Here is a 12,270-nt window from a genome sequence, read left to right as displayed (position 1 = left end):
GCTCCAGGGATTCCAATGCCCCTCATGAGCTCGCACCACCACACCCACGCCGCCCATGGCCAGGGGCATGGCCACGCCCCCCACTCACACCACGAGCATGGCTGCTGCGACGGCGCCGCCATCGCGGCGCTGCCATCGCCGGCACCGGGCGGCGGCCTGCTGCTGCGCATCCCATCCATGGACTGCCCCACCGAAGAGGGCCAGATCCGCCGCGCGCTGGAGGGCTTCGCCGCCGTGCGCCGCCTGCACTTCGATCTGCCCGCCCGCGCGCTGACGGTGGACGCGCCGCCATCTGCCTGGGACGCGGTCACGGCGGCGATCGCCAAGGCGGGCTTCAAGACCGAGACGCTGTCCACGCCGCCCGCGGCCGAGGACACGGCCAGGGCCCGGCGCGGCGAGCTCCTGCGCCTGCTGGCGGCCCTGGGGGTGGCGGCGGGTGCCGAGCTGCTGCACTTCCTCGCCCCCGAGGGGCTGCCCTGGCAGGCCGCCGGCATGGCCGTCGCCGCCGTGGCGATCGCGCTGTCGGGCCTGGCGGTATTCGGCAAGGGACTGTCGTCGCTGGCCCGCGGCCAGCTCAACATCAATGCGCTGATGTCGGTCGCCGTCATCGGCGCCTTCGTCATCGGCCAATGGCCCGAGGCCGCCATGGTGATGGCGCTGTACTCGCTGGCGGAGCTGATCGAGGCTCGTTCGGTGGAACGCGCGCGCAACGCCATCACCGGGCTGCTTGCGCTCTCGCCCGAGCAGGCCGAGGTGCGCCAGCCCGACGGCCGCTGGGCCCGCGTGGCGGCCAAGACCGTGACTGTGGGCGCCATCGTGCGCGTGAAGCCGGGCGAGCGCTTCGCGCTGGACGGCCGGGTGACCGCCGGCCAGGGCGCCGTGGACCAGTCGCCCGTCACCGGCGAGAGCATTCCGGTCGACAAGGCGCCGGGCGACACGGTCTTCGCAGGCACCATCAACCAGAGCGGCGCGCTGGAGTTCGAGGTCACGCGGCCGGCCAGCGACACGGTACTGGCCGGCATCATCCACGCCGTCGAGGCGGCGCAGGGCCAGCGCGCCCCGACGCAGCGCCTCGTCGACCGCTTCGCTGCCGTCTACACGCCCGCCGTCTTCGTGCTGGCGCTGGCCGTCGCCATCGGCACGCCGCTGCTGCTGGGCTGGCCCTGGCTCACCGGCATCTACAAGGCGCTGGTGCTGCTCGTCATCGCCTGCCCCTGCGCGCTGGTGATCTCCACGCCGGTCACGGTCGTCAGCGGGCTGGCGGCGGCCGCGCGGCAGGGCATCCTCATCAAGGGCGGCGTGCATCTGGAGCAGGCTCGCAGGCTCAAGGTGCTGGCGCTGGACAAGACCGGCACACTGACCGAGGGCCGCCCCCGCCTCGTCGCGCAGCGCGTGCTGGCCACGGGCCTGGACGAGGCTCGGGTGCTGCAGCTGGCACACAGCCTCGCGGCTCGCTCGGACCACCCCGTCTCGCAAGCCATCGCAGCCGGACTGCCGGCCGACACACTGCCGGTGGAGGACTTCGGCGCCGACCTGGGCCGCGGCGTGCACGGCCGCATCGACGGCCAGGACCTGGTGCTGGGCAACCACCGCTGGATCCACGAGCGCGGCCAATGCTCGCCCGAGCTGGAGGCGCTGATGCAGACGCACGAGGCGCAGGGCCGCACCGTGTCGCTGCTGGCCGGCGTGGGCCGCGTGCTGGCTCTCTTCGCGGTGGCCGACACCACGCGCGCCACCAGCCGCGAGGCCGTGGCCCAGCTGCAGGCGCTGGGCGTGCACCCCGTGATGCTGACCGGCGACAACCCGTCCACCGCCCAAGCCATGGCCCGGCAGGTGGGCATTGCGGACGTGCAGGCCGAGCTGCTGCCGCAGGGCAAGCAGCAGGCCGTCACCGCATGGCGTGCGCGCGGCCCGGTGGGCATGGTGGGCGACGGCGTCAACGACGCGCCCAGCCTGGCCGCGGCCGCCGTGGGCTTCTCCATGGGCGCGGCAGGCACCGACACGGCCAAGGAGGCGGCCGACGTGCTCATCATGAACGACGACCTGCGCAAGCTGCCGCAGACCATCCGCCTGTCCCAGCGCACCTACGCCGTGCTTTGGCAGAACATCGTGCTGGCCCTGGGGCTGAAGGCGGTGTTCTTCGCACTGGCCGTGTTCGGCAGCGCGACCATGTGGATGGCCGTGTTCGCCGACATGGGGGCCAGCCTGCTGGTGGTGTTCAACGGGCTGAGGCTGCTGCGCGACGCAAGGCGTTGAGCAGCCGATCGGGGCTGGCGGCATTTCCCGCCTCGCACCGTCGATTGGTCGCAAGCCGGTCGTCCGACCGACTGGGTCGCCGCACAGTCCGGGGCATCGCAACCCACGGAGTGCCCGCCATGACCCAGTCCCTGCCCCTCTGGCCCTTCGCCATCCTCGCCGCCCTCCTGGTGCTGGGCTATCGCCAGTCCCGCGAGCGCGTGGTACAGCCCGGCACGCTCGCCAAGGTGGCGCTGGCCATGCTGGCCCTGTCCCTGTACGGCGTCACCGCCGCCTTCGGCGCCCACCTGGTCCCGGTGCTGGCCTGGGCGGCCGGCTTCGCCACTGCGGCTTTCGTGGCCGGCCCCGTCTTCGCTCCGCAGGGCCTGGCCCGCGAGGGCAGCGCCGTACGCGTGCCCGGCAGCTGGCTGCCGCTCGGGCTGATGGTGAGCATCTTCGCGGCCAGGTTCGTGCTGGGCTATGCCACCGGCGTGGACGCGCACATGGTCCACGAGGCCTGGTTCATCGCCGTGGCAAGCGCCGTCTTCGGGCTCCTCAGCGGGGCCTTCGCCGCGCGGGCCACGGCCGTGCACCGCTTCATGCGCAGCGCCTGAGCCTGGTCGGCACGAAAGGCAACGGCCGCCCGCAGGCGGCCGTTGCGCATTCCGGGCGAGGCCTTCAGCTCACAGCGCCAGACGCGCCCGCGCCGCCGCGTACTCGCGCTTCAGCCGCCCGACCAGCTCCGCCGCCGGCACCACCTGCTTGACCGCGCCTATGCCCTGGCCGCTGCCCCAGATGTCCTTCCAGGCCTTGGCCGCACCGCCGCCGAAGTCCATCTTGCTGGGGTCGCTTTCCGGCAGGTTCTCGGGGTCCAGGCCCGCAGCCACGACCGAGCCGCGCAAGTAGTTGCCGTGCACGCCTGTGAAGAGGTTGCTGTAGACGATGTCGTCGCTGTTGCTGGCCACGATCATCTGCTTGTAGGCGTCACTGGCGCGCGCCTCTTCGGTGGCGATGAAGGCCGAGCCGATATAGGCCAGGTCCGCGCCCATGGCCTGGGCGGCCAGGATGGCGTCGCCCGTCCCCATGGATCCCGACAGCGCCAGCGGGCCGTCGAACCACTCGCGGATCTCATGGATGAGCGCGAAGGGACTCTTCACGCCGGCATGCCCGCCCGCGCCGGCCGCCACCGCGATGAGGCCATCGGCGCCCTTCTCGATCGCCTTCTTCGCGAACTTGTTGTTGATGATGTCGTGCAGCACGATGCCGCCCCAGCCATGCACGGCCTGGTTCACGTCCTCGCGCGCGCCCAGGCTCGTGATGATGATGGGCACCTTGTACTTGGCGCAGACCTGCATGTCGTGCTCAAGCCGCTCGTTGCTCTTGTGCACGATCTGGTTGATGGCGAACGGCGCAGCGGGCCGGTCCGGGTTGGCGCGGTTGTAGGCGGCCAGCGTCTCGGTGATCTCGGCCAGCCATTCGTCCAGCAGTTCGGCCGGTCTAGCGTTCAGCGCCGGCATGGCGCCGACGACGCCGGCCTTGCACTGCTCGATGACGAGCCTGGGGTTGCTGATGATGAACAGCGGCGAGCCGATGACCGGCAGCGGCAGGTTCTTCAGGATCGTGGGCAAAGCCAAGTGCTGTCTCCTCTCAGAAACTTTCGAGTGCGAGTTCGGTCACGCTGTCGGCGCCATCGACAATGGCGGCACGCAGCGCACCCGTGCGCGGCAGGATGTGCTCGGCGTAGAAGCGCGCGGTCGTGATCTTGGCAGCCATGAACGCCTTGTCAGTCGCCAACGCGTCTTCCGCGGCCATCAACGCGCGCGCCAGTTGCCAGCCGGCGACGAGGTTGCCGGCCAGCATCAGGTAGGGCACGGAACCGGCATAGGCGGCGTTGGCGTTGGCCTTGCCCTGGGCCGCGATGAAGTCCACCGCGGCGAGGAAGTCCGCGCGCGATGCGCGCAGCGCCTTCAGCATGGCCTTTGCGGCAGCACTGTCGCGCTTGGCGAGTTCGCCTTCCGTCGCCTCGATCTGGCCGGCGATGCCGCGCGCAAGCCGGCCGCCGTCGCGCGTGGTCTTGCGGCCCACCAGGTCGTTGGCCTGGATGGCCGTCGTGCCTTCGTAGATGGTCAGGATCTTGGCGTCCCGGTAGTACTGCGCCGCGCCGGTCTCCTCGATGAAGCCCATGCCGCCATGAACTTGCACGCCCAGGCTCGTGACCTCCTGGCTCATCTCGGTGCTGTAGCCCTTCACCAGCGGCACCATGAAGTCGTAGAAGGCCTGGTTCTGCTGACGCGCCTCGGCGTCGGGGTGGTGGTGGGCCGCGTCCAAGGCGGCCGCCGCGGTGCTTGCCATCGCGCGGCAGCCCTCGGTCAGCGAGCGCATCGTCATCAGCATGCGGCGCACGTCGGGGTGGTGGATGATGGACGCAGGGCCGGCCACCGAGCCGTCCACCGGGCGGGACTGCACGCGCTCCTTCGCATAGGCCGCGGCCTTCTGGTAGGCACGGTCGGCGACGGCGATCCCCTGCAGGCCCACGCCGTAGCGGGCCGCGTTCATCATGATGAACATGTACTCCAGGCCGCGGTTCTCCTGGCCGATCAGCTGGCCGACGGCGCCGCCATGGTCGCCGAACTGCAGCACGGCCGTCGGGCTGGCCTTGATGCCCATCTTGTGCTCGATGGACACGCAATGCGCGTCGTTGCGCGCGCCCAGCGAGCCGTCGGCGTTGACGAGGAACTTGGGCACCAGGAACAGGCTGATGCCCTTCACGCCCTCCGGCGCACCGGCCACGCGGGCCAGCACGAGGTGGACGATGTTCTCGGCCATGTCGTGTTCGCCGTAGGTGATGAAGATCTTGGTGCCGAAGATCTTGTAGGTGCCGTCGGGCTGCGGCTCGGCGCGCGTGCGCACCAGCGCCAGGTCGGAGCCGGCCTGCGGCTCGGTCAGGTTCATCGTGCCGGTCCACGAACCGTCCAGCAGCCTGGGGATGAAGGTGGCACGCTGCTCGTCGCTGCCAGCCGTCAGCAGTGCCTCGACGGCGCCGTCAGTCAGCAGCGGGCACAGCGCGAAGCTCATGTTGGCCGACTGCAGCATCTCGTTGCAGGCTGCGGCGATGGTCTTGGGCGCGCCCTGGCCGCCGAACTCTGTGGGGTGCACCAGACCCTGCCACCCGCCCTCGGCATAGGCACGGAAGGCCTGCTTGAAGCCGGGCGTCGTCGTGACGACGCCGTCCTTCCAGCTCGACGGGTTCTTGTCGCCCTCGAAGTTCAGCGGCGCGATGACGTCCTGCGTCAGCTTGGCGCACTCCTCCAGCACGGCACCGGCGGTGTCCAGGCCGAAGTCGGCGAAGGCAGGAACTTGGCGGGTCAGCGTCTCCAGCCCGGCGAGGTGCTGGATGTTGAAGAGCATGTCCTTGACGGGGGCTTGGTAACTCATTTGTTCCTCCAGGCGGAGACAAAAAGGGCGCCGCGACGTCGACTGTCGGGGCGCCCGCTGGGATGGTCCGGCGCGGTTTACAGCGCGTTGACGAGCTCGGGCACGGCCGTGAACAGGTCCGCTTCCAGGCCGTAGTCGGCCACCGAGAAGATGGGCGCCTCGGGGTCCTTGTTGATCGCGACAATGACCTTGGAGTCCTTCATGCCGGCCAGGTGCTGGATGGCGCCAGAGATGCCGCAGGCCACGTAGAGCTGGGGCGCGACGATCTTGCCGGTCTGGCCGACCTGCCAGTCGTTGGGCGCGTAGCCCGCATCGACCGCCGCACGCGAGGCGCCCAGCGCAGCACCCAGCTTGTCGGCCAGCGGCGTCAGCACTTCCATGAACTTGTCGTTGGAGCCCAGCGCACGGCCGCCCGAGACGATGATCTTGGCAGCCGTCAGCTCGGGGCGGTCGCTCTTCGTCACCTCGCGGCCCACAAAGCTGCTCTTGCCACTGTCTGCGGCCGCGGCGGCGCTCTCCACGGCGGCCGAGCCACCGGTGGCTGCAGCCGGGTCGAAGCCGGTCGTGCGCACGGTGATGACCTTGACCGCATCGCCGCTCTGCACCGTGGCAATGGCGTTGCCGGCGTAGATCGGACGCTCGAAGGTGTCGGCGCTGACGACCTTGGTGATGTCGCTGACCTGTGCCACGTCCAGCAGCGCGGCGACGCGCGGCGCGACGTTCTTGCCGGCGGCGGTGGCGGGGAAGAGGATGTGGCTGTAGCCCGGGGCCAGCGCGATCACCTGCGCGGCGACGTTCTCGGCCAGGCCTTCGGCCAGGGCCGCGGAGTCCGCGTGCAGGACCTTGGCGACGCCGGCGATCTGGCCGGCGGCCGCGGCGGCCGCGGCGGCGTTGTGGCCAGCCACCAGCACATGCACCTCCGCCCCCAGCGCGGCGGCGGCGGTGACGGTGTTCAGGGTGGCGGACTTCAGGGTGCCGTGGTCGTGTTCGGCAATGACGAGTGCGGTCATCTCAATTTCTCCAGGATTCGGTTAGATGACCTTGGCTTCGGTCTTCAGCTTCGTCACCAACGTGGCGACATCCGGCACCTTCACGCCGGCGCCGCGCTTGGGCGGCTCGCTGACCTTCAGCGTCTTGATGCGCGGCGTCACGTCCACGCCCAGCTCGGCCGGCTTGACGACGTCCAGCTGCTTCTTCTTGGCCTTCATGATGTTTGGCAGCGTCACGTAGCGCGGCTCGTTCAGGCGCAGGTCCGTCGTCACGACCGCCGGCAGCGTCAGCGCCACCGTCTCCAGGCCGCCGTCCACTTCACGCGTCACGTTGACCTTGTCGCCGGCCACTTCCACCTTGGAGGCGAAGGTGCCCTGCGGCAGGCCCGTGAGGGCCGCCAGCATCTGGCCGGTCTGGTTGCAATCGTCATCGATGGCCTGCTTGCCCAGGATCACCAGGCCGGGGCCTTCCTTGTCCACCAGCGCCTTCAGCAGCTTGGCCACGGCCAGGGGCTGCAGCTCGGCGTCGGTCTCCACCAGGATGGCGCGGTCCGCGCCTATGGCCATGGCGGTGCGCAGCGTCTCCTGGCATTGCGTGACGCCGCAGGACACCGCGATCACCTCGGTCACCGCCCCCTTCTCCTTCAGGCGCACGGCCTCTTCGACGGCAATCTCGTCGAAGGGGTTCATCGACATCTTCACGTTGGCGATGTCGACACCCGTGCCGTCGCTCTTCACGCGCACCTTGACGTTGTAGTCGACCACGCGTTTGACAGGGACCAAGACCTTCATCGAAAACTCCAGCTCGAATTGACGTAAACGTTAATTTGATTCTACGGGCCGCTACCGGCGGAGCCACGCACAAAAAAGCACGATCGTTCGATTCTAGCCAGGAGCCGGTCCGCAGCGGACGAAGTCTTCTGGAGAGGTCTCTCGAATGACGACGCTAGACTGTCCGAGCCCATGCAGACCGACTCCTCTCCACGCCGCGACATCGGCGTCTTCGACTCCGGCGTCGGCGGCTTCACGGTGCTGCGCGAGCTGCGCGCCCTGCTGCCAACCGCACGCCTGCGCTACCTGGCCGATGCCGCCTACGCCCCCTATGGCAGCCGCAGTCCCGAGGAGATCCGCGCGCGCAGTCTCGCGATCACCGAGCACCTGATCGAGCAGGGCGCGGGCCTCATCGTCATCGCCTGCAACACGGCGACGGCGCACGCCATCGACGCCTTGCGCGAGCGCTGGCCGGCCCTGCCCTTTGTCGGCACGGAGCCCGGCATCAAGCCCGCGGTCGCGGCATCGCGCAATGGCCGCATCGGGCTGCTGGCCACGCCAGCTACCGCCTCCAGCGACCGGCTGCGCGCGCTGATAGCCCGCCACGCGGGCAGCCACGAGGTGGTGGTCCAGGGCTGCCCGGGCATCGTCGACCATATTGAGGCCGGCGACATCGACAGCACCGAGCTGCGTGCGCTGGTCGAGCACCACTGCGCGCCGCTGCGCACGGCCGGCGTCGACACGGCCCTGCTGGGCTGCACGCATTACCCGCTGATCGAACCGCTGTGGCGGGCCGCCCTCGGCGCCGACGTGAAGCTGCTGCACATAGAGACCGCCGTGGCGCGGCGCGCGGCCGAGCTGTGGACGCCCATGCCGGGCCAGCCCGGCCTGGACATCGAAACCAGCGGCGATCCCGCCGCACTGCGCGCATGGATCGCCCGGGTGCTGGGCTGGGGCGAACTTGACGTCCGGGCGCACCGCACCCGCAAGGAGCCCGCATGAACATCGGGGAAGCCGCCGCCGCCTCGGGCGTGTCTGCCAAGATGATGCGCCACTACGAGAGCGTGGCGCTGCTGCCGCCGGCCGGCCGGACCGAATCCGGCTACCGGCAGTACACCGACAAGGACATCCACACGCTGCGCTTCATCCGCCGTGCGCGCGACCTGGGTTTCTCCATCGACGAGATACGCGGCCTGCTGAGCCTCTGGCAGGACCGCGGGCGCTCCAGCCGCCAGGTCAAGGCACTGGCGCTGGTACATCTGGAAGACCTGCAGGCCAAGATCGAGGAGATCCAGGCCATGAAGACGACCCTGGAGCATCTGGTGCACTGCTGTCACGGCGACGAACGCCCGGACTGCCCGATCCTGGAAGGGTTGGAGTCCGGTGCGCTACCGGCCACACCTCGGGTACGCAAACCCCGTGGTCGAGAAGGCCATCGCTGAAGACGACGGCGGTCGGTTACATGGTGCCCCGGGCCGGACTCGAACCGGCATGCCGCGATGAAGCGGCGACGGATTTTCTTACCCCTACGGCTTTCGCCGCCGCGCTGCCGCGTTTGGAGTCTGGAATGCGCCTTGACCCTAGCGCTGTCGCCAGCCGCCTTAGGTCCCCGCCGTCCACTCTCTACACCTTCCTCGCTGGCGAGGCTTGGCTCGGCGTTACCTCGGCCACAGGCCAGGGGATTCGCCGACTTTGACGGGATTCACGCCGGCCGTTTCCGCGCCGGGTGCTCAAATTTCATCAAGTCCGCTGTGTCTACCGATTTCACCACCGGGGCACGGGGGCAGTTTAAGCGATGGGCCCGGCAAAAAGAAAACGGGAGATCCGATCAAATCGGATCTCCCGTGAAGCCTGGAGCGGGATAAGAGGCTCGAACTCTCGACCTATACCTTGGCAAGGTATCGCTCTACCAACTGAGCTAATCCCGCATCGGACGATGCCTTGCGGCACGCCGTGGCGTTAACACTGGAGCGGGTAACGAGGCTCGAACTCGTGACCTCAACCTTGGCAAGGTTGCGCTCTACCAACTGAGCTACACCCGCATGAGTGCTTTTTGGAGGCGCGATCCGGAGTCGAACCGGACTAACCGGATTTGCAATCCGGGGCATAACCGCTTTGCTATCGCGCCGCCGTAAACCCAATCAAAGCCGTTGGTGCGGCCTTGACGAAAAAGGGAAGCCGGGGCTTCCCTTCGAAATACATGGAGCGGGATAAGAGGCTCGAACTCTCGACCTATACCTTGGCAAGGTATCGCTCTACCAACTGAGCTAATCCCGCTTTGTTCCGCCGTCTCGACAACTCTTCAGCTGTCTGTCTAGCGAAGCTGGCATTGTAATCCATTTTTTGGTCGGATGACAAGCCAGTCGCACATTCAATGCGGCACGGCCGCACTTTTGGCCGCGCCGTCCTCCGGCTTGGCCGCGGCGACGGCGACTTCCTCGTCGGGCAGCGGCGTCGGCACGGCTTCCAGCGCGACTTCCAGCACGCGCTCGATCCAGCGCACCGGCACGATCTCAAGCTGGTTCTTCACGTTCTCCGGAATGTCCTGCAGGTCCTTGACGTTCTCTTCCGGGATCATGACGGTCTTGATGCCGCCGCGGTGGGCCGCGAGCAGCTTCTCCTTCAGGCCGCCGATCGCAGTGACTTCACCGCGCAGCGTGATCTCGCCGGTCATCGCGACGTCGGCCCGCACCGGAATGCCAGTCAGCGCAGACACGAAGGCCGTCGTCATCGCGGCGCCGGCGCTGGGGCCATCCTTGGGCGTGGCGCCGTCGGGCAAGTGCACGTGCATGTCGCGCTTCTCGAAGACCTCGTCCTTGATGCCCAGGCGGCGGGCCCGCGAGCGCACCACGGTACGTGCGGCCTCGACGGACTCCTTCATCACGTCGCCCAGCGAACCGGTGCGGATGATGTTGCCCTTGCCGGGCATCGCGGTGGCTTCGATGGTCAGCAGGTCGCCGCCCACCTCGGTCCATGCCAGGCCCACGACCTGACCGACCTGGTTCTTCTTCTCGGCACGGCCGAAGTCGTACTTGCGCACGCCCAGGAAGTCGTGGAGGTTGTCCTCCGTCACGACGACCTTGCCTTCATACGCCTTCAGCTGGATGCCCTTGACCACCTTGCGGCAGATCTTGGACATCTCGCGCTCGAGTGAACGCACGCCGGCTTCCCGCGTGTAGTAGCGGATCACACCACGGATGGCGGATTCGGTGACATCCAGCTCCTCGTCCGCCACGCCGTTGTTCTTGCGCTGCTTGGGCAGCAGATAGGTCTGGGCGATGTTGACCTTCTCGTCCTCGGTATAGCCCGACAGGCGGATGACTTCCATGCGGTCCAGCAGGGCCGGCGGGATGTTCATCGAGTTGGACGTGGCGACGAACATCACGTCGGACAGGTCGAAGTCGACCTCGACGTAATGGTCGCCGAAGGTGTGGTTCTGCTCGGGGTCCAGCACCTCCAGCAGCGCCGACGACGGGTCGCCGCGGAAGTCCATGCCCAGCTTGTCGATCTCGTCGAGCAGGAACAGCGGATTGCGCACACCCACCTTGGACAGCGACTGCAGCACCTTGCCCGGCATGGAGCCGATGTAGGTGCGGCGGTGGCCGCGGATCTCGGCCTCGTCGCGCACGCCGCCCAGCGCCATGCGGATGAACTTGCGGCCGGTGGCGCGGGCCACGCTCTGGCCCAGCGAAGTCTTGCCGACGCCCGGAGGGCCCACCAGGCACAGGATGGGCGCCTTGACCTTGTCGACGCGCTGCTGCACCGCGAGGTACTCGAGGATGCGGTCCTTGACCTTCTCGAGGCCGTAATGGTCCTCGTTCAGCACGTCCTCGGCGTTCTTGAGGTCGTGCTTGATCTTGGTCTTCTTGCTCCAGGGCAGGTTGACCAGTGTGTCGATGTAGTTGCGCACCACCGTCGCCTCGGCGGACATGGGCGACATCAGCTTGAGCTTCTTCAGCTCGGCGTCGGCCTTCTTACGCGCCTCCTTGGGCATGCGGGCCGCGAGGATCTTCTTCTCGAGCTCCTCCATGTCGGCGCCGTCCTCGCCGTCGCCCAACTCCTTCTGGATGGCCTTGACCTGCTCGTTCAGGTAGTACTCGCGCTGGCTCTTCTCCATCTGGCGCTTGACGCGGCCACGGATGCGCTTTTCGACCTGCAGGATGTCGACCTCGTGCTCCAGCAGGTCGAGCAGCTTTTCCAGCCGCTTGGCCACATCGGCAAGGTCCAGCACGGCCTGCTTGGCGTCGAGCTTGAGCGGCAGGTGGGCGGCGATGGTGTCACCCAGACGACCCGGGTCGTCGATGCCGCCGATGGAGGTGAGGATCTCGGGCGGGATCTTCTTGTTGAGCTTGACGTACTGGTCGAACTGCTGCGTCACGGCGCGGCGCAGGGCCTCGACCTCGGGCGCATGCTCGGTCTCGGGCGGGATGGGTGTGACCTCGGCAACGAAGTGCTCGCCCGGCTCGGTGATGGTGCTCGTCGTGGCGCGCTGAAGGCCTTCGACCAGCACCTTCACGGTACCGTCGGGCAGCTTCAGCATCTGCAGGATGCTGGAGACGCAGCCGACCTCGAACATGTCCTCGGGCTTGGGCTCGTCCTTGCCGGCGGCCTTCTGCGCGACCAGCATGATCTGGCGACCGGCTTCCATCGCGGCTTCCAGGGCCTTGATGGACTTGGGGCGCCCGACGAACAGCGGGATGACCATGTGCGGGAACACGACCACGTCACGCAGCGGCAGCAGCGGCAGCGTGATCGGATCGGCGGGGAGGATGGGATGTCCTGACATGAAGACCTCTCTTTCTCAGGCCGATGTAGGGCCTGAGGGTGCAATTGCAAGCGG

9 protein-coding genes and 4 tRNA genes are annotated in these 12,270 nt (G+C 68.2%); 4 read left to right on the top strand and 9 right to left on the bottom strand.

The window, feature by feature from the left end:
* The first annotated feature begins 24 nt into the window (after positions 1–24).
* Positions 25–2,256 (top strand): heavy metal translocating P-type ATPase, encoded by a 2,232-nt coding sequence (locus tag JOY88_RS00600; protein WP_293499403.1) that lies wholly within the window; start codon positions 25–27, stop codon positions 2,254–2,256.
* Between the two features lie 119 nt (positions 2,257–2,375).
* Positions 2,376–2,849 (top strand): DUF6622 family protein, encoded by a 474-nt coding sequence (locus JOY88_RS00595; RefSeq protein ID WP_293499402.1) that lies wholly within the window; start codon positions 2,376–2,378, stop codon positions 2,847–2,849.
* A 69-nt stretch (positions 2,850–2,918) separates the two neighbouring features.
* Here JOY88_RS00595 and JOY88_RS00590 read toward each other — a convergent pair whose 3' ends face one another.
* From JOY88_RS00590 to JOY88_RS00575, 4 genes are all read right to left on the bottom strand, one after another.
* Entirely contained in the window at positions 2,919–3,869 is a 951-nt protein-coding gene (locus JOY88_RS00590) for an NAD(P)H-dependent flavin oxidoreductase (RefSeq protein WP_293499401.1), read from the bottom strand.
* A 13-nt stretch (positions 3,870–3,882) separates the two neighbouring features.
* Positions 3,883–5,670: an acyl-CoA dehydrogenase gene (locus JOY88_RS00585; RefSeq protein ID WP_293499400.1), complete on the bottom strand. Its 1,788-nt coding sequence runs from the start codon at positions 5,668–5,670 to the stop codon at positions 3,883–3,885.
* A 77-nt stretch (positions 5,671–5,747) separates the two neighbouring features.
* On the bottom strand, positions 5,748–6,680 hold the full coding sequence (locus tag JOY88_RS00580; RefSeq protein WP_293499398.1) for an electron transfer flavoprotein subunit alpha/FixB family protein: 933 nt from the start codon (positions 6,678–6,680) through the stop codon (positions 5,748–5,750).
* 21 nt (positions 6,681–6,701) lie between these two features.
* Positions 6,702–7,451, bottom strand: coding sequence for an electron transfer flavoprotein subunit beta/FixA family protein (locus tag JOY88_RS00575; protein WP_293499396.1), 750 nt, complete (start codon positions 7,449–7,451; stop codon positions 6,702–6,704).
* A gap of 171 nt (positions 7,452–7,622) precedes the next feature.
* On the opposite strand from JOY88_RS00575, the gene murI reads away from it, so the two are divergent.
* Positions 7,623–8,432, top strand: a complete 810-nt coding sequence (gene murI / locus JOY88_RS00570) for a glutamate racemase (protein ID WP_293499394.1) — start codon at positions 7,623–7,625, stop codon at positions 8,430–8,432.
* A complete protein-coding gene (cueR, locus tag JOY88_RS00565; protein WP_293499392.1) occupies positions 8,429–8,872 on the top strand; it encodes a Cu(I)-responsive transcriptional regulator in 444 nt (147 codons plus the stop codon). The genes murI and cueR overlap by 4 nt, the downstream gene beginning before the upstream one ends.
* 410 nt (positions 8,873–9,282) lie before the next feature.
* Here the strand turns inward: cueR and JOY88_RS00560 are convergent.
* The 5 genes from JOY88_RS00560 to lon form a co-directional block, all read right to left on the bottom strand.
* Positions 9,283–9,358, bottom strand: a tRNA-Gly gene (locus JOY88_RS00560).
* Positions 9,359–9,396: 38 nt separating this feature from the next.
* Positions 9,397–9,472: transfer RNA gene (locus JOY88_RS00555), tRNA-Gly, on the bottom strand.
* A gap of 12 nt (positions 9,473–9,484) precedes the next feature.
* Positions 9,485–9,558, bottom strand: a tRNA-Cys gene (locus tag JOY88_RS00550).
* 73 nt (positions 9,559–9,631) lie between these two features.
* Positions 9,632–9,707 (bottom strand) — tRNA-Gly (locus JOY88_RS00545).
* Positions 9,708–9,801: 94 nt separating this feature from the next.
* Positions 9,802–12,216, bottom strand: a complete 2,415-nt coding sequence (gene lon, locus JOY88_RS00540; protein ID WP_293499390.1) for an endopeptidase La — start codon at positions 12,214–12,216, stop codon at positions 9,802–9,804.
* Positions 12,217–12,270: the final 54 nt, after the last annotated feature.

Origin of the sequence: Roseateles sp., from assembly GCF_019237615.1 — a bacterium.
Lineage (GTDB): Bacteria > Pseudomonadota > Gammaproteobacteria > Burkholderiales > Burkholderiaceae_C > Pelomonas.
The sequence above is the reverse complement of the archived record's forward strand: the minus strand, read 5'-3'. Positions and strand labels throughout refer to the sequence as shown.